Consider the following 18,632-nt stretch of genomic DNA (forward strand, 5'->3'; position numbering starts at 1 on the left):
CGTGAGAGTCGGAAATTTCCTTTCTATTTAGCAGGGTTCGTCGATTTGCTCAAAAAATAGGCAAATATTTAAGTCATTGATAAATCTATGAATTTTTATGAACAACCAATTAAACCCCTGAAAAACTGGTTAATTATGACAGTTTCGTGACCAAGCCACCCGCATAGTGCACAACTCTCGCGTCACTACTCAACCCCAAGGACATCTGGCGTTTGCCAGCCAAGATGCTGGCCACCGTCCACGGCAATCATTTGGCCCGTCACCGCGGGCGCATCCAAGAAATATCCAAGTGCTGCAGTGATGTCTGCCGGGTTAGCACCGCGCCCCAGAATGGTCGCCGCACGCTGCGCATCAAAGTGGGCTTTGGTCTGTCGATGGCCCTGCAAGGTCGGACCAGGCCCGATACCGTTCACCCGCACATGAGGGGCCAATGCCTGCGCCGTGGTCTGTGTCATCGCCCACAACCCCATCTTGGCAATCGTGTAGCTCATGAACTCTGGAGTCAGCTTGTGAACCCTTTGATCCAGCATGTTCACAATCAGCGCCTGCGCAATCGGCTCACCGTTTTCGTCAGTGCCTGCCTTGGGGGCCTGCGCCGCGAACTGCTGCGTCAAAACGAAAGGCGCACGTAGGTTAGATTCGATATGTCTGTCCCAGCTTTCACGGGTGGCAGACGTCACGTTGTCATATTCAAATATCGAAGCGTTATTCACCAGACAGGTCAACTGACCGCCCAGCGCGTCAACAGCACGCCCGATCAACGCTTGCGCCGCGCTTTCGTCTAGCAAATCAGCCTGAAGAGCCACCGCAGTACGCCCCATATCCTGTAACTGCGCTACTGTCGCGGCAGCACCATCAGCGGAGCCAGCATAGTGGACGGCCACATCATACCCGCGCTTCCCTAGATACAGCGCCATCGCCTGTCCCAACCGTGCACCTGCACCTGTTACAAGCGCCTTCATGGGCGTCCCTTTTTGCATTGGCACGGGCCTTTACCTATCCGATAGCGCTGGCAGTTCGGGCATTTCGCATCGGACAATCGCTGCTGTCCCGGAAATCGCCATTTACCGAAAATGCCAAGCACGGCCATGAAGGCCAAAAACAGAAATATTGCTTTGACGATCACAGGCCGAACCTTGCGAAAGCGGCCCGTTCTTCGATCCCTGCCACAGTGTTATCAACAATCTGCGCGCCAAAGCGAGACAGGATTGTCTTTTTCTGACCGTAGCGGCGGAATTGGACGTCGTCGCCAAAGCGCTGTTTCATCACGGGTACAAGGTGGCCAATCCCATCGACAAGACCTTCGTCGACGCTTTTCTGGCCGATGTAGACCTCGCCTGTGAATAGATCAGGGTTATCCGAAAGCTTTGGCCCGCGACGCGATTTTACATAGGCGATAAAGGTCTCGTGCAGGTCATCTAGCCAAACTTTGAGCTTTTTCACATCAGCAGGTTTTTCGGGCTTAAACGGGTCCATCATTGATTTGGATTTACCGGCTGTATGCACGCGGCGTTCAATTCCGTAACTCGCGATAGCCTCGTGCGCACCAAAACCAGAACTAATGACGCCTATAGAACCTGTCAGCGAGCAGGCATCAATGAAGATTTCGTCCGCAGCACATGCCAGCCAATAGCCGCCGGATGCAGCAACATCTTCGACAAAGGCAAAGACAGGTACTTTCTTTTCATCTGCCAGCCGCCGGATACGTGCAGCAATCAGTGATGATTGCACAGGCGATCCACCGGGACAGTTAATCTCAAGCGCAACTGCCGCAGGTTTACCCTTGCGAAATGCCTTCTCAAAGGACGGGGCAAGGCTCGGGTTATCCAACCCGCGCCCATTATTAGTGATCGCACCCTGCAACCGAATGACGGCAACAAACGGGGGCGTTTTCACAAAAGGGATAAAGCGTTTCATAGGTTAACCTTAGGCAGAATTACGGGTTTCGCAAGCTTACTGACGGATCCGCCAGCCAGTACGGAATATCCACCAGATGGCGGCCAAACATGCACCGGTGAACAGCGCAATCGCAGCAAGCGATACCGTGATGTCAACATCGGCCACCCCAAAAAACGCCCAGCGGAACCCAGAGATCAGATAAACAACGGGGTTAAACATGGCGATCGTCTGCCAAATACCAGGCAGCATCGATACCGAATAGAAAGACCCACCAAGGAACACAAGCGGTGTGATGACCAGTAGAGGGATCAGCTGCAATTGTTCAAAGTTGCCTGCCCAAATGCCGATGATGAACCCAAGTAGCGAAAAGCTAAGACAGGTCATTACCAAGAAAGCGACCATCGCAATCGGGTGCGCGATGTTAAGATCGACAAAGAAGAACGCGGTGATCAGGATTATCACGCCGATAAACATCGCTTTCGTCGCGGCTGCGCCGACATACCCCAAGACGATCTCTAGGAAGTTGACCGGTGCTGACAGTAGTTCATAGATCGTGCCCGTGAATTTCGGGAAATATATCCCAAAGCTCGCGTTTGATGTGGCCTGCGTCATAACTGACAGCATGATCAACCCCGGCACAATAAACGCACCATAGCTGACGCCTTCGACTTCTTGGATGCGGCTACCGATAGCGGCCCCAAAAACGATAAAGTAAAGCGAGGTCGAGATCACCGGAGAGATCAAGCTTTGCATGATCGTCCGAAAGAAGCGCTTCATTTCGGATCGATAGATTGTCTGAACTGCGTAAATGTTCATGCCGTTTCCTTTACGAGGCCGACAAAAATGTCTTCTAGGCTGCTTTGTTTGGTTTGAAGATCGGTCATGGTCAGCCCCGCTGCCGCCAGATCATTCAATAGTGTTGTGATGCCAGTGCGTTCGCCGTTGGTGTCATATGTATATGTCAGGCTTAGACCATCATCTGCACGGTCAAGCTCATAACCTGCGAGTGCCGCGGGTACTTCGGCCACTGCTTCGCTAAGCGAAATCTGCAATTGCTTTTGGCCCATCTGCGCCATCATTTCGGATTTGTCCTGCACCAACAGGATTTGCCCGCCATTAATAACACCCACACGATCAGCGATCGCTTCCGCCTCTTCTATATAGTGTGTCGTCAGGATGATCGTGACACCTGCGGCCTTTAGCTCGGCGACAACGTCCCACATATCTTTGCGCAGTTCGACATCAACACCTGCGGTCGGTTCGTCCAAGAACAGAACGCGCGGCTCATGCGAAAGCGCCTTAGCGATCAACACGCGACGTTTCATGCCGCCGGACAGCGCCATGATCTTGCTGTTCTTCTTGTCACCAAGCGACAGCTGATCAAGGATACGGTTAATATAGTCATCATTGCGCGGCTTGCCGAATAGTCCACGCGAAAAACTCACAGTGTTAAAAACCGTTTCAAACGGCTCGAGATTTATCTCTTGGGGGACAAGTCCGATCAGGTCACGCGTCGCGCGATAATCAGTGAGCGTATCGAAACCACCCACAGTGATCGAACCACCCGTCGGAACTGTAATCCCACAGACAGTCGAGATCAGGGTCGTTTTACCAGCCCCGTTCGGGCCAAGAAGGGCAAGTATCTCGCCCTCTTCAATTTCAAGATTGACGCCTTTAAGCGCCTCAAAGCCACCTGGGTATGCTTTGCGTAGATTTTCGACAGAAACGATGGAGGGCATGAAGCAACCTTTGATTAGCTCATGGAACTTAACGTGAACGGAGCGAAAGTGAAAGGCTACGCAATACCTTCGGCGGCGCACAGTTTTGGGGAATGTTGATGCTAAGTAGTCATCATCTGCGCCACATCAAGCATCCGACATGAAAAACCCCATTCGTTGTCATACCACCCAAACACACGCACCAAACCACCGGCGGTCACGCGTGTCTCTGGCAGGGACACGATCAGACTTTCTGGACGGGCACGTAGATCAGATGACACCAGCGGCTTGTCCGTGTGGCCGATGATACCCGACTGCTGGCGCAGCACATCGTGCACTTCGTCCAATGCCACCTTTCGGTCCAACGTTACTGTTAGGTCCACAGCCGAAACTGATGCGACAGGCACACGTACGGCCGCAGCTTCGATCCGCCCTGCAATATCAGGAAGCACTTCGTTTAATAGACGCTGCGCGGATGTTGTGGTCGGCACCATCGAAAGCCCAGCAGCGCGGCTACGCATCATGTCACCGCGCGGGGCATCAATTGTTGGCTGACTGCCAGTGTAACAGTGGATCGTCGTCATCCAGCCAGTTTGCAGACCCCACGTATCATCCAAAAGCTTCACCAAAGGTGCGAGCGCGTTTGTCGTACACGATGCATTCGACACGATTGGTTGGTCGGCAAGCAGATGATCATTAGCGCCCAGGACTACGGTCAAGTCCGCCGCGCTTGAGGGTCCGGAAATAAGCACACGCTTCGCACCAGCTTTCAAACTGCGCTCTGCAATGTCACGTGCGTCAGCTTTCCCGGTACACTCTAATACTAGATCGACTTCCTGCAGATCGAGCGTGCTGATGTCGGATGTTTGGCTAAATGGAAACGCTCGACCATCAAGAATCAGTGAACCGTCAGAAAAATCTGCCTTCCCCTGATAGGGTCCAAAGACACTATCATACATAAATAGATGCGCGCATAGCTCTGGAGCGGCGATATCGTTGATCCCGACGATCTCAATGTCTTGCCAAAGGCCAGATGCCCATGTGCGCAGCATTGTGCGACCGATTCGACCAAAGCCATTGATGAAAATACGTGCCATTGCCCTGCCTTTAGACGCCTAACCTGATGCTGCACCTTTGTTATTAGGGGTTCAAGGCGGGTACTAGAGCTAGTTTTTTCATCGCTCCAATGGCTTGGCCGTAGAGAATCGGTGTTCCAACTGCACGATTTTTCCCCGTTTCCCTCACATAAGTGACGCGTACAAGCATCACATCGATGCAAATTCAGTATCTAGAGAAAGAAATGGACTAATTTTTTGCCACGGCTCTGGCCTTCGGCATATTTCTAGATGAAAAGCATCTATTATCAGTAAAAATAGGGCGGATTAGGCGGAAAACCGCCTGCTACTGTTTCTTGCTGAGGTGGCAATCCATCGATTTTTCGGGGATTACGAACCACTAAACAACAAGTTGGCGTCACTTTTTGGCCTAATTTGGATGAGACTAGACGATAAAGGCAAGCGGCTGTTCCGCAATGCCGTTGAAGTTTGAGAGCTGGATGTAGGATGGCCGAGGCGCAAGTGAAAGAAAACGCGGACGATAAAGACAGCTTCGTTGACGAGCTTAAGCCGGGCACGAAGTTGATGCACGGCCAGTACACGATTGAAAGCTTCCTGAACGCAGGTGGTTTTGGGATCACGTACCTCGCGAAGGATAGCCTTGATCGTAAGATCGTTATTAAGGAGTGCTTCCCAGGAGCATTCTGCCGTCGTAGCCGTTATGTCGTGCAGGCGCGTTCCCGCGCGCACCAGAACGAGCTGAAGTCAATTGTGCGCCTGTTCGTACAAGAGGCCCGCAGCCTCGCGAAGCTGAATCACCCGAACATCGTCGGCGTGCACCAGGTCTTCGAAGACAATGATACTGCGTATATGGCGCTCGACTTTGTCGAAGGTCGTGACCTGCTGGATACGATTGAAGATCCGACAAACACACTGACACCAGCGCAAATCAAGACGATCCTAAAAGAGGTTCTTGGTGCTGTCGGCTTTATCCACGATCAGGGCATCCTGCACCGTGACATTTCGCCAGATAACATTCTTATCAATCAGGATTTTCACCCTGTTCTGATCGACTTTGGTGCGGCGCGCGAAGAAGCGACAAAGCAAAGCCGTGTGCTGTCTGCACTACGCGTTGTTAAGGACGGCTATTCCCCACAGGAATTCTATATCGCTGGTTCCGAGCAAAGCCCAAGCAGTGACCTTTATGCGCTTGCTGCATCTTTCTACCACCTGATCGAAAACGACGTTCCGCCAAACAGCCAAGCACGCCTCGCGGCGATCGCTTCTGGCGACGAAGACCCATATGTCAAGTTGGCAGGTCGTTTCCCTGACTATGAAGACTCATTCCTTCAAGCGATCGACAAAGCGCTGGCCGTTCTGCCAAAGGACCGCATTCAGTCTGCCAAAGAATGGCTAGACGTGATGGACGGCAACGTTAGCAACGTAACGCCTCTGAATGTGACCAACAACGCTAAGCCGGCTGCCGCTGCCGCCGCTGCCACAACAAAGAAAAAGTCTAAGCTTCCTCTGTTGCTTGGTTCCGCTGCTGTAGTTGCTCTTCTTGGTGGTGTTGCTGTTATGACTATGTCTGGCGGCGAAGATGCCCCAGTCGCACCAGTTGCAGAGCAGGAAGTCGCAACAGAAACCACACCTGAGGTTGAAGCGCTTGCACCAGTAGCGCCAGTCGTAGAGACACCAGCGGCTGAGCCGGAAGAAGAAGTTGCAGTCGTCGAACCAGAAGCAGAGGCACCTGCGCCCGCACCTGTGGTCGTTGAAGAACCTACAATTGCGCCGGTCATCGTAGAAGAGCCGGTGATTGTAGACGAACCGACTCTGCGTCCAACAGTTCGTCCTGAAAGCGTTGAGCAAGCAGCACTACCAGAGCCTGAACCAGAACCCCTGCCAGAGCCAGTTGCAACGCCAGAGACCACAGTCACAGATCCAGACGTGAACGCTGAATTCCCTAATCAAACTGGGAATCGCCCTGTCGCGGATACAGAGACTGCAGATGTTGCTCTCCCAGCGACACCTGACACCGTTGATACGATCGGTACTGGCTTAGAAGTCGCAATCGACGCAGTCGTACCCGGCAATGAGCTAGTACCCGCATCTTTGGAATCATCATGGAACGTGGAACTTCCATTCTCGGCCGCTGATGATGCCTCAAACGTTATTTCTGAGGTCGCACTGATCTCTCCTGTTTGGGTTAAGCCCGGCCTCGAGATCACAAGCGTCAATGGCATTGCTGTCGATTCAATTTCGGATATCCCGAATGCGCTTCGTGCTTCAACCGACCCAGAAAATGTACCAGCAAATATTAACGTTGCATTTGGTACAATTGACCCTGCGACCGGCGCAACTGCTGAACATTCTTGGGGTCTGCCAGTCGTGCAAGAGGTTAACTTGCTGAACGGCGTCCAGTTTGAAACTGCCTTCGTTGGCGATGCATGGCGGACAATTGTTGCCGATATGCCAACGAATCTGGCTGGTGGCCTGCAAACTGGCGACGTTGTGGTATCATATATCCCAACAGCCGAAAGTATCACTAACCGCGACTCTTTGTTGAACATCTTCAACCGAGAGCTGGATAAAGGTGTAGAGCAGTTCATGTTCGCCGTTCAACGTGACGGCAGCATGTGGGTTGCCTCACTGATCTATTCAGGCGCTGAAAACTAATCCATGACGCGGCCGTCGGGGGTCGCATCATGATGCAAATTGGAAGGTAAAGAAAATGAAATTCATTCGTAATCTCATTGGTAAAAAGCGGCGTGATGAAACTCCTCGCCGTCCTGCAGGCGTTGACAATTTAGAGCAGTCATACCGTGATACCGTTGGTGCGATCACTGGCGACGAGTCCGGCGAAGCCGCAGTCTCAGACATTCTGTCATCTGTGAACACCAAGGTGTCTCCTGCCGCGGACAAATCAGCGGCGTCCGCTGGTCCTGCAAACATCTGGGATGTTGAAGAAGACACTGCTTCATCAGGCCTGCCTGAAACAGCACCTGAACTGCCAAACGCGTCCCCTGCTGCAGCATCTGCCGCTGCTGCGCGGTCGCCAGCACGTGCACGTCGGACAAAAACCCGTCTTATCGGATTTGAAAAGTCTGACGGCGATGTTGTTGATCTGTTCAACGACGCACCAAAGGCAGCACCAACACAACGCGCTAAGTTCCCAGTGGGTTGGCTCGTGGTATCCGAAGGCCCAGGCCGTGGCGAATGCTTCACACTGATGGCTGGCATGTCACAGATTGGTCGTGGCGAAGATCAGGCTGTCCAGCTTGATTTTGGCGATAACTCTATCTCGCGCACGAACCACGCGGCGATCGTTTACGACGCCGAAACCAAAGAATTCCTGCTTGGACACGGCGGCAAATCGAACATCGTTCGTCTGAACGACAAACCGCTTATCAGTAACGAAGCCCTGAAGTCCGGCGATGTCATTCGGCTAGGCGAAACAGTTCTGCGCTTTGTAGCTCTGTGCGACCAAACGTTTAACTGGACCGATGGCGCTTCTGGGGAGGACGAAGATGTGGCGATCGCCTGAACCTCGTTTTGACGTCGCATCAGCGATTTGTCAGGGCGGCCGAGACTATCAAGAGGACGCAATTGTCAGCGACTTCCCTTTTGGGGCTGACAGCGGTGTGGTCGTTCTTGCTGACGGGATGGGCGGTCATGCTGCCGGTGACGTCGCGAGCAAGATCGTCGTAACTGAAGTATTCAGTGAGCTTAAATTTCAAAGTGCAAACTTTGCAGATTTTGAAAGTGAGATCCCGCAGTACCTGACTGCTGCTGCAGTTAACGCCAACAACGTGGTGCGTGAGCACGTGCAGGAGCACCCTGAGACACGTGGCATGGGCGCAACGCTTGTATCGCTAGTGCTGATCGAAAACCGTATGTTCTGGATGTCGATTGGGGACTCTCCCCTTTACCACTTCCGCAACGGCAAGATGCAGCAGCTGAACGAAGACCATTCGATGGCACCGCAGATTGATTTCATGGTGCAGTCAGGTCTGTTGGATCCTGAAGCTGGTAAAAACCACCCTGACCGCAATTGTCTAACCTCAGTTATTCTGGGCGACCGTGTTGCGAAATCAGATTGCCCAAAGACCCCATTCGAACTGCAAGTCGGTGACATCGTCGTCGTTTCCAGTGACGGTCTTCAGTACCTAGAAGAGCCGCAGATCCAAAAGATTCTGCAACGCTATCGTCGTCGCAAAAGCGCCGAGATCGCAGGTTATCTTCTTGAGGCAATCGAAGCTTTGGCCGATCCAGATCAGGACAACGTCTCATTCTCGGTTATCAAGCTAAACCACAACAAGCCGGTTATCCGCGCTATCCGCGCGAAACCAATTGGTCACGTGGAAACACATGCTTCGACAATTACACGTGTTGTAGACCCAACCGAAGTTGACAGAGTTGCTGCTAAAGATGCCAAGCCGGTTATCAAAGAAGTGAAGCCTGTCAGCAAAGTTGACGACAGCACAAATCCGGAGGTTGATGAGGCTACGCCTCAGGCTAAAGTGGCCGCCGGAGGCAAGTAATGTCGAATCAATCACTGAGCACACGTGTTCAAGAAGAACTAAAGCAGGCTGTCGAAAGCGGCCTGCTTCCTGATGCCGCGCGTCGCCGTGCGATGCAACTGCTGGGACGGCTGGATCAGCCTGTCCGTGTTGGCTTGCTGGGCATGCCCGGCGCCGGAAAATCCAAAATCCTCAATCTTCTGGTCGGAAAAGAGGTCATCCCTGATGGCGTCAATCTGCCAACCGTACAGCTGATTTACGGCGACACCGAACAAGCGATCTGTACGCTTGCCGACGAAGATAAGACCACGCTCAATGGCATTGACGTACAAGAGATCGCGGAGCTCGAGCCCATCTTTGTTGAACTGCGTATGCCGCTTCCCGCGCTAAAGAAAATTTCTGTGATGGAAGTTGAAGCGTCGAGCGGTGATCCAGAAGCGCTTCACCGTGCCAGCCAATGGGCTGCAAAACGCTGTGACGTCGCTATGTGGTGTACAAAAGGTTTCCTCCCGGCAGAGCAAAACGTGTGGGCGCAAATGCCCGACATGATCAAAGACCACGGTTTCTTGATGCTTACCCACGCGGATCACATTGCTGCTGCGGGTAAGTTGGACATCGCAATGACGGCTGTTCGCAAGGCCGCAGGCAACGAATTCAATCACGTATTATCGATCGCAACGACCGACGCACTGGCCTCTCGCAAGCCAGATGGCTCTGTCGACAAAGACCAAATGCGCGCCAGTGGCGGACTTGCGCTCATTGCTGCGGTTTTGAAGCAAGTCGACCAAGGCCGTCAGTCAGCTGTCGATAGGGGCGATATCCTCTTGCATCAGAACGCTGATGCGCTCGCAGGAAAACTAGAAGCTGTTTCAAAGCAAGATGTTACCGCTGGCGATCCCGGTCAGACACAAGATGCGACAACTGTAACGCTATCAATTGTCGAGAACGGTGTCGTTTCCAGAATCGAAACAGATATCCCTGTTTCAAGAACAGCTGACAGCGACGAAATCAAAAGCGCCGTCGTTACATTGCACCCCGCAACTCGCGAAGCGTACGAGACAGCGCTGCAGTACATCGCCAAGCAAAGCAGCGAGATCGCTGAAATTGTTGCAGCTGCGGGCGAAGACGCGCCAGCGCAAGTCATCGCGACGACAGTCGAACACGTTCAGTGGATTTGTGACTATCTAAATGAAAACGGTGATGATTCTGATCAAGCATTGGTTCGCGCACGTGAAACCGCGTTTGATGCGGCGGATCTTGCCCAGCTGATGCAAATGGAAAAGAATGATAACGCAGCGATCGAGGCGCTAAGCCTGCTGTTGCAAATCAAATACGAATTGCAGGCGGATCTGGCGGCCTAGATTGGGTACATTTGTCAAAAACTTTGGGTCGGTGCCTTATTCTTAACGCATCAATCTGTTTCCGTTTTGGCAATAAACCTGTGATAGCGTCGTGATTTGGCGAAGCGGCTATCAACTGATATGGATGGTAGCCAAGAAGACTATTGAGGACGGACACGAATGAAGATGGAAGAGCTGACAAAAGGGGATGGTTACAAAGTCCCGGCAGCACACCACCCGTTCATGCGACTTGGCTTAGAGAAGCTCGAAGCGTTTCATGACGAAGTCGTTGATCTGGAAGCTACGCTAGCTGACGTTGTCAAGCTAGGTGGTTCGGATGCGGAAAAGAAATCTACACGACTTATCAAACAGTTACGCGCATTTGAGCCAAGCATCACAATGATTGGTCAGATCAAATCTGGTAAGACCTCACTTGTGAACGCCATGGTTGGGCGCCCGAATTTACTACCTGCGGACGTAAACCCGTGGACCTCTGTTGTAACGTCTTTGCACCTCAATGCTCCTCTAGCAAAGGACGCGCCGACGGCGACGTTCCAGTTCTTTAGCCAAGGTGAATGGGACCACTTGGTCGAAAACGGCGGCCGAATCGGTGAACTGTCCAGCCGTGCTGGCGCCGACGAAGAGCTCGAAAAAGTGCGCGAACAGATCGCAGAGATGCGTGACAAGACCAAAGCGCGCCTTGGCCGTAAGTTCGAACTGCTGCTTGGTCAAAAGCATAACTATGCAGAACTGAACGATGACCTTGTTCAACGCTACGTCTGTATGGGCGACGATTTCGAAGATTTGGAAGAAGAAGACCAGCAAGGTCGCTTCGCTGATATCACCAAGTCGGCCGATCTATACCTCGAAGCCAAATCCATTCCGATGCCGCTGTGTGTCCGCGACACTCCCGGTGTGAACGATACGTTCATGATGCGCGAGCAAATTACCATCAACGCGCTGCGCGATAGCCGCATCTGTGTTGTCGTGTTGTCCGCCCATCAGGCACTTAGCTCGATGGATATGGGCCTGATCCGCCTGATCGCCAACGTCAAATCGCGCGAAGTGATCATATTTGTGAACCGGATTGATGAGCTTTCGAACCCGGCAGAGCAAGTTCCAGAAATTCGCGACAGTATTCTACAAACGCTGAAGGATAATAACGGGCCTGAAAATCCGGAACTTATCTTTGGTAGCGCCTACTGGGCTAACATCGCCCTTGGCGAAACGCTTGACGACATCGTCGCCGAAAGTGCGGAAGCCATGTTTAACTGGGCTGAAGCGTCGCTAAGCGCTGAAACCGCTGGCATGGAAATCAACGAATTGGTTTGGCACCTGTCGGGCGTACCTCAACTGTACCGCGCTTTGTCCGAACGCATTTCCGAAGGTCCGGGTGCCGAGATTCTTTCTGCCTCGCGCAAGCGTGCATTGAACCTTGTTGGCGGCGTACGCGCGTCCAGCTCTATGGTTTCTATGCGGCTTGAGGGCGACTCTGTCGAAGTGATGCCACACGACCAGCTGGTTGCCCATTTGGACAAGCTAGAGGCCGACAATCTTAAATTCCTGAACGACCGCATGGATATCGTTTTCCAGCAGTTCGGATCACGCGTCGATCAATCGCATAAACGGTTCTTGGATCGTGCATTGGAATCATTGCTTCAGCACCTTGAAAACAACGGTGAAGAAGAAGTTTGGCAATACAGCCCTGATGGGCTGCGCATGTTGCTGCGCACCAGCTATCAGGTGATGCGGCGCAATGTGTCGTCGACTTGTGATCAGGTGTTTGCGGCGGCTTCCGCTGATCTGGCAGAAACTTACCGCACGGCGTTTGGCGTCGCGGTTGAAAACTTCTCGATCACTCCACCTGCAGCTCCTGAAATCCCTGCGCCCGTGTCGCTGGGTCAAACCATCGCGCTTGATCTGCAGACGTCGTGGTGGAAAGGCTGGTGGAAACGCCGCAAAGGTTATCGTGCCTTCGCAAGTGGTTTTTATGACCTGATCGAAGCAGAGACAGCGCCAATCGTGGATGAACTCAAAGTCCGGCAGGCAGAAGAAATTCGTAAGTTGGCAGAAGCCGAACTACGTGATTTCCTTGCTGAACAGCGCGGATTCCTGACCGATCTCAGCGAAAAATCGAACCTCAACAAAGAAGACCTGAAAGACATCTTCGGAATCACTGCGCAGCAAGAACGCGAAGAGCTATTCGACTACATCTTCGAAGAACTTAGTGATAGCGCGCCAGCCGAAGCAGAAGGAACCGCCTGATGACTGATACGACCCCCGCGTCAGGTGGGCCACGCAAACCACGCATCGCTTTGATGGGCGAGTTTTCGGCCGGTAAAAGCACGCTTTCAAACCTCTTGATGGGTGCACGTCCTCTACCTGAAAAGGTTACAGCGACGCGTTTGTCGCCCGTCTGGATGTCACACGGCACCCATGCGCCTTTCCGTGTTGACGTTGATGGGTCTACAGAACCTGTGTCGCTTGATCGTCTCGAAGATATCCCTGTCGAAGAAACCATGTGCATTCGCCTGTTTCTGGAATGTGACATCTTGGATGTCTGCGACCTGATCGACTTTCCCGGCATTTCTGACCCCAACATGTCTTCCGACGTTTGGGAACGGATGCTGCCCGAAGTGGATGCCGTTATCTGGCTGACCCACGCGACCCAAGCATGGCGACAGTCCGAAGCCGCTGTTTGGGACACGATGCCTAATGCAGTCCGTGAAAATTCGATTCTTCTGATCACACGTTTTGATAAGCTAACAACCGAGAAAGACCGCCTGCGCGTCTTTAAGCGGGTACGTCGTGAAACAGATGGCCAGTTTGCTGCCACCTTCCCAATTTCATTGCTGCAAGCGCTGGAAGCTGGCGAAGACTTTGAGCGCTGGGATGCAAGCGGCGCGGGTCCGTTTGTTGAGCACCTCATTCAAGCGGTTGAAAAGCTCAGCAAACTTGCCGCGCGGTCAGAACTGCCCCTGTACAACATTGCCGATGGAACAGCGATTCCAGAGCCTGTTGCCGCAGCGGTATTGCCACGCCGTGTCAAACGCCCGCTGAACGCAGACAGCCCCAAAAGGGAACGACCGACAGCAGAACAGGCACAGGCAGCGGAAATTCCGTCAAAGCCCGGCGCACCCACATCCTAGGCGTGTGTCGATTTGACAGGCTTCCACACTGGACCGTTTTGACGTAATCAGTCACATATCAACGAAAAATTAGCGGGCCAACAATCATGGTTGTGGACGATCTAGATGCATTGCAGGAAAAATTCGCAGCGTGCGATACTATCGCCTTTGCGGATTTGTCTACGCAAATGATCCTTGTGACAAATTCGGCGACATCTTTGCCCCGTGAGGGCCTTGATAACCTATGTGCCGAGGCCGCATTGACCATGGGCACCAAGCGCCAGCAATTTCTTGGAACAGAGCCCAGCGCGAGCGCAGTTGTCGCAAGCCGCGGCCAGATTCGCATTTTTATCCGTGCAAAGTCTGAACCAAACGACGTGATGTGCTGCGTTAGCTCATCGAATCTGGATATCAACGCGTTTCTTGCAGACGCGCAGCCACTGCTCGAAAAGCTAAGCACGGGTGGATGAGCAGTATGAACAAAGTAATGAACCGAGGCAGCAACCGTGAGTGACACGTCAATTATCGCGAACAAACTTGCCGCGCTGCTGGCCGACAACGAAGTCTATGTAGGCGGTAGCCGCATTATTTCTCAGGGTGGGTCCCCGACCCCACTAGCCGCCGTGTTGAACGAAGTCGACGCGACTGTATTGGAACGCACGCTGGTCTTTAGCATCGATGATGTGAACGTCAGCATGATCGTCGCGGGCCGCCGTCTTCGTGGCCTCGTCGAAGTTTCAGGTAATGTGCCAGAGGCTGCAAACGTCATCGGCAAAGTGTTGTCACGTGATGAGCCAGAAACGCTGCAGGCCGCTGGCGACCTCATGCTATTGCTATGCGCATCCGCGAACCGCGTCACCGTGCGCAGCTTGCCTGTTCAACCTCTTGGTACAAGTTCAGAGGCTGGCATTTCAGCCGGCGGTCTAGCCAAGCTATGGCATATCGATCTTGATGCGAAACCTGTCGCGCTGATTGAACGTTTCCTGACCGCAAATTCCAACGACATGACCGCCTATGTCTATGTGTCGAATGGTGACGTTGCCAAAACTGTTGGTGATGTCGGCATGCTCGAAGCATTGTGGAGCACGCAGGTCGCAGAATTCCGTAAACGCCATCGTGCCGTTCAGCCAAAGCAAGAAGGCGCGCGCCTGTTCTGCCTTAACGAACCACTGGGCGAAGGAACAACAGTCGCGGTTGCGATCGATGGCAACGATGTTGGTCTGTTTAGCTATAAGCCAAGCCAAATGCCGAAAATCGTCGCGGCATGGACCGCCACCCTAGGTTAATTAATAGGCAAGGCAAAACAACCCTAGCCACAAAAGTTTAAAAAGCGCCGACCGAAAGGTCGGTGTTTTCATTTGTGTGACTTGCAGAATGCGACATAACGCTGCGTCAATGCCGCAACTTCCCCACATGCCTATAATTTAAACAACAGCATCGAAATGTGGCGAATAATACCGCAACCGACAGCGACTGCCGTGTTATTCAGCGCTGCAAACAGGACTCTGCTCAATCCGCAGCCTACTCAGATGATCGTCTACAAAAGACATCCATCGCCGCGCAGTGGGGCTTCCTGGCAGAAACTTCCCGCCGCGCGACTACAACAGCACTGTTGCGGATCCCGCATAGCACCTGGCGCAGGCCAAGTGAAAGGGCTCTGCGATAACGAAACGGGGATATTGTTTCAATGGCATATAAAAAGACACTAGGCGCGTCCGTATTTGCGGCATTGCTGGCCAGCACTTCTATGGCCGCCGCAGAATGCGCAGATCCGATCAAAGTGGGCGTATTGCACTCGCTATCCGGCTCTATGGCGATTTCCGAAACTACACTGAAAGACGCAATGCTGATGCTGGTCGAACAGCAAAACGCAGCTGGCGGTCTTTTGGGCTGTGAAATCGAAGCCGTCGTCGTTGACCCGGCATCCGACTGGCCACTGTTCGCTGAAAAAGCACGCGAGCTGCTGACCGTATCCGAAGTCGACGTTATTTTCGGTAACTGGACGTCGGTTTCACGTAAATCCGTTCTTCCTGTGATCGAAGAACTGAACGGCTTGCTGTTCTACCCTGTACAATACGAAGGCGAAGAATCCTCGCGTAACGTATTCTACACAGGTGCGGCCCCGAACCAGCAAGCGATCCCAGCGACGGACTACTTCCTTGAAGAGCTTGGCGTTGAGAAGTTTGCGCTGCTGGGTACAGACTATGTTTACCCACGTACAACCAACAACATTCTCGAAGCATACCTGATCGACAACGGTATCGCAGAAGAAGATATCTTTGTGAACTACACACCGTTTGGTCACTCTGACTGGGCAACAATTGTTGCTGACGTTGTAGCGCTTGGCGAAGACGGCAAACAGGTTGGCGTGATTTCCACCATCAACGGCGACGCAAACATCGGCTTCTACAAAGAACTGGCTGCTGCTGGCGTATCCGCTGACGACATCCCTGTTGTGGCCTTCTCAGTTGGTGAAGAAGAACTGTCAGGTCTGGATACATCCAACCTTGTCGGTCACTTGGCCGCTTGGAACTACTTTCAGTCTGCTGAAAGCGACGCGAACACTGACTTCATCGCGGCATGGAAAGCATTCGCTGGCGAAGATCGTGTCACAAACGACCCAATGGAAGCGCATTACATCGGCTTCAACATGTGGGTGAACGCGGTCGAGGCTGCAGGCACTACTGACGTCGACGCTGTTCGTGACGCAATGTACGGTCAGGAATTCCCGAACCTGACAGGCGGTACAGCCGTCATGCTGCCAAACCACCACCTGGCAAAGCCAGTTCTGATCGGCGAAATCCAAGCCGACGGTCAGTTCGATATCATCAGCCAAACCGAAGAAGTTCCGGGCGATGCATGGACAGACTTCTTGCCTGAATCAGCGGTTCTTAAGTCTGATTGGCAGGAACTTGGTTGCGGCATGTACAATGTCGAAACTGAAAGCTGCGTTCAGCTGACTTCAAACTACTAAGCATTTCAATCAGGCGCGGAGCCCTTCCGCGCCTGACCACTTTTGAATTCCGAAAGACCCTCATGCCCCGCGTCTTAATTTTGCTCGCCTTGCTGTTGGGATTTTCGCCCGCGGTTCAGGCCCAAGAACTCCAAAACCTACTGCAAACCCACGCCGAACAAGTCGCCAAGCCGGGCCGCCGCACTGTTGGTACCGTGCTGGATGACCTTGCTAGCTCCGGCATTCCGCAAGTCGCAACGTTTTTAGAGGAATGGCAGGATAAATCCGTCTGGCAAAGCCCTGAAGGTCTGTTCTTTATTGCAGACGAGGACGGCGACAACCTGATCCTTACTGATATTGATAGCGGTGTAGAAACGACCGCCCCCTCTGACGGTTTTACACAGCTTAAGCCCAACGGTGGCGTGCGTCGCGTGATCGGCACAGCGCTTGTTCAGTTCCAACTGATGGACCCAGACCTTAACCGTCGAACAACGGCCGTCGCATCCATCGCCCGCCGTCCAGAGGCAAGTCAGCTTACCCCGCTGCTTGGTTCGATTGATGGCGAAGAAGACTCCACACTAAAGGCCCGAAAAATCCAGCTCGCGAATTTCCTGTCAGCGAGCTTTGCTGAGGAACCTGCAGACCGTATTGCCGCCATCGACAGCCTATCCACCGATGTCAGCGTCGAGGCACGCGCGGTATTGAACCAAATCCTGACCACAAACCCCGCACTGGCCGAAGAACTGCCAACTGACGTCAATATCGCCCGTGTCCTGAACCCCGGCGAAGACATGTCATTAGATGCCGCATACGAACTGCTGGTCGCTGATGACTTTGCCGCCCCACGTACCGATGCGGACACGATCAAGGCGGCACTTGCATCCAACATTATCAACGGTCGCGTTGGCGATGTGCCTGTCGCACAACTGGGCACCACAGCCAACCGAAACCGCGCCTACGCACAGCTGGCCCATGCCGGTACGGTTCCACCGCTGGTGACCGAAACAGACCGCGATGCGGCGCTAGCGAAGTTCACCTTCTTTGAGGTCTACGACGAGTCCGATGCAGCAATTACCGATGCCGCGAAGGCCGCACTTGCGTCAGTTGAGACGCGCGTAGCCGTTGGCCAATCAGCCGACCTCGCGCTTGATGCACTGTCACTTGCCTCGATCTATTTTCTGGCGGCCATTGGGCTTGCGATCACGTTCGGCGTTATGGGCGTCATCAATATGGCCCACGGCGAATTCATCATGATGGGTGCCTATACGGGATATGTCGTGCAGCTGTTCATCCCCAGCTACACGGCGTCTATCATCATCGCGCTACCGCTTGCCTTTGCCGTTACCTTTGCCGCTGGCGTCGCGATGGAGCGTCTGGTGATCCGTCACCTATACCACCGCCCACTGGAAACTCTGCTGGCGACATTCGGCATTTCGATCGCGTTGCAGCAACTCGCCAAAAACATCTTTGGCACCCAAGCACGCCCCCTGACATCGCCAGCATGGTTGGACGGCGCATGGGTGTTCAACGATGTGGTTCAGATCAGCTATATCCGTATTGCGATTTTCGTACTCGCGGTGATCTTCCTGTTCCTGATCTTGTTCGTCCTGAAACGCACCCGGCTTGGGCTAGAGGTACGTGCTGTCACCCAAAACCCCGGCATGGCCGCATCCATGGGGATCAACCCGGATCGGATCAACATGCTGACCTTCGGACTTGGTTCGGGGATCGCAGGGATCGCAGGTGTTGCGATTGGGCTATACGCCAAGGTCACCTCCGAGATGGGTGCCGATTATATCGTGCAGTCGTTCATGACCGTGGTTGTCGGCGGCGTTGGGAATGTCTGGGGCACGCTTGCAGGCGCGTCACTTATTGGCTTCCTGCAAAAAGGGATCGAATGGCTGAACCCGTCAAATACCTTGGCCGCGCAGACCTACATGATCCTGTTCATCATTCTCTTTATTCAGTTCCGACCCAAAGGCATCGTTGCGCTTAAGGGCCGGGCAGCGGCGGACTAAA

Annotated in this window: 15 protein-coding genes; 10 read left to right on the forward strand and 5 right to left on the reverse strand. The window is 53.2% G+C overall.

Annotated features, from left to right (window positions below):
* Positions 1–185: 185 nt before the first annotated feature.
* The 5 genes from ACHUEV_RS13090 to ACHUEV_RS13110 all read right to left on the reverse strand — a co-directional run bounded on the left by ACHUEV_RS13090 (position 186) and on the right by ACHUEV_RS13110 (position 4,714).
* Positions 186–962 carry an SDR family oxidoreductase gene (locus ACHUEV_RS13090; RefSeq protein WP_394180561.1) on the reverse strand — a complete coding sequence of 259 codons (777 nt, stop codon included), beginning with the start codon at positions 960–962 and terminating at the stop codon, positions 186–188.
* 160 nt (positions 963–1,122) lie between these two features.
* The gene (locus tag ACHUEV_RS13095) at positions 1,123–1,917 is read right to left on the reverse strand and encodes a S49 family peptidase (RefSeq protein ID WP_394180563.1); all 795 of its coding nucleotides are present in this window, start codon (positions 1,915–1,917) and stop codon (positions 1,123–1,125) included.
* Positions 1,918–1,953: 36 nt separating this feature from the next.
* Positions 1,954–2,715, reverse strand: a complete 762-nt coding sequence (locus ACHUEV_RS13100) for an ABC transporter permease (RefSeq protein WP_394180565.1) — start codon at positions 2,713–2,715, stop codon at positions 1,954–1,956.
* On the reverse strand, positions 2,712–3,638 hold the full coding sequence (locus tag ACHUEV_RS13105; RefSeq protein ID WP_106358968.1) for an ABC transporter ATP-binding protein: 927 nt from the start codon (positions 3,636–3,638) through the stop codon (positions 2,712–2,714). The genes ACHUEV_RS13100 and ACHUEV_RS13105 overlap by 4 nt, the downstream gene beginning before the upstream one ends.
* 101 nt (positions 3,639–3,739) lie before the next feature.
* Positions 3,740–4,714 (reverse strand): type I glyceraldehyde-3-phosphate dehydrogenase, encoded by a 975-nt coding sequence (locus ACHUEV_RS13110; protein WP_394180567.1) that lies wholly within the window; start codon positions 4,712–4,714, stop codon positions 3,740–3,742.
* Between the two features lie 465 nt (positions 4,715–5,179).
* On the opposite strand from ACHUEV_RS13110, the gene ACHUEV_RS13115 reads away from it, so the two are divergent.
* The 10 genes from ACHUEV_RS13115 (at position 5,180) to urtB (ending at position 18,631) form a co-directional block, all read left to right on the forward strand.
* The gene (locus ACHUEV_RS13115; RefSeq protein ID WP_394180569.1) at positions 5,180–7,348 is read left to right on the forward strand and encodes a serine/threonine protein kinase; all 2,169 of its coding nucleotides are present in this window, start codon (positions 5,180–5,182) and stop codon (positions 7,346–7,348) included.
* 55 nt (positions 7,349–7,403) lie between these two features.
* Positions 7,404–8,216 (forward strand): FHA domain-containing protein, encoded by an 813-nt coding sequence (locus ACHUEV_RS13120; protein WP_394180571.1) that lies wholly within the window; start codon positions 7,404–7,406, stop codon positions 8,214–8,216.
* Entirely contained in the window at positions 8,200–9,213 is a 1,014-nt protein-coding gene (locus tag ACHUEV_RS13125) for a PP2C family protein-serine/threonine phosphatase (protein WP_394180573.1), read from the forward strand. The genes ACHUEV_RS13120 and ACHUEV_RS13125 overlap by 17 nt, the downstream gene beginning before the upstream one ends.
* Positions 9,213–10,553, forward strand: a complete 1,341-nt coding sequence (locus tag ACHUEV_RS13130) for a hypothetical protein (RefSeq protein WP_394180575.1) — start codon at positions 9,213–9,215, stop codon at positions 10,551–10,553. The genes ACHUEV_RS13125 and ACHUEV_RS13130 overlap by 1 nt, the downstream gene beginning before the upstream one ends.
* Before the next feature lie 159 nt (positions 10,554–10,712).
* Positions 10,713–12,797: a dynamin family protein gene (locus ACHUEV_RS13135; RefSeq protein ID WP_394180576.1), complete on the forward strand. Its 2,085-nt coding sequence runs from the start codon at positions 10,713–10,715 to the stop codon at positions 12,795–12,797.
* Positions 12,797–13,681 carry a dynamin family protein gene (locus tag ACHUEV_RS13140; RefSeq protein WP_394180578.1) on the forward strand — a complete coding sequence of 295 codons (885 nt, stop codon included), beginning with the start codon at positions 12,797–12,799 and terminating at the stop codon, positions 13,679–13,681. The genes ACHUEV_RS13135 and ACHUEV_RS13140 overlap by 1 nt, the downstream gene beginning before the upstream one ends.
* Before the next feature lie 86 nt (positions 13,682–13,767).
* Complete coding sequence (locus ACHUEV_RS13145; protein ID WP_394180580.1) at positions 13,768–14,130, forward strand: hypothetical protein; 363 nt, start codon at positions 13,768–13,770, stop codon at positions 14,128–14,130.
* A 36-nt stretch (positions 14,131–14,166) separates the two neighbouring features.
* On the forward strand, positions 14,167–14,946 hold the full coding sequence (locus tag ACHUEV_RS13150) for a hypothetical protein (RefSeq protein WP_394180582.1): 780 nt from the start codon (positions 14,167–14,169) through the stop codon (positions 14,944–14,946).
* Positions 14,947–15,347: 401 nt separating this feature from the next.
* Positions 15,348–16,634 carry an urea ABC transporter substrate-binding protein gene (urtA, locus tag ACHUEV_RS13155; RefSeq protein ID WP_394180584.1) on the forward strand — a complete coding sequence of 429 codons (1,287 nt, stop codon included), beginning with the start codon at positions 15,348–15,350 and terminating at the stop codon, positions 16,632–16,634.
* Positions 16,635–16,696: 62 nt separating this feature from the next.
* On the forward strand, positions 16,697–18,631 hold the full coding sequence (gene urtB / locus ACHUEV_RS13160; protein WP_394180586.1) for an urea ABC transporter permease subunit UrtB: 1,935 nt from the start codon (positions 16,697–16,699) through the stop codon (positions 18,629–18,631).
* Position 18,632: the final 1 nt, after the last annotated feature.

Origin of the sequence: Yoonia maritima (assembly GCF_043641945.1) — a bacterium.
GTDB lineage: Bacteria > Pseudomonadota > Alphaproteobacteria > Rhodobacterales > Rhodobacteraceae > Yoonia > Yoonia maritima_B.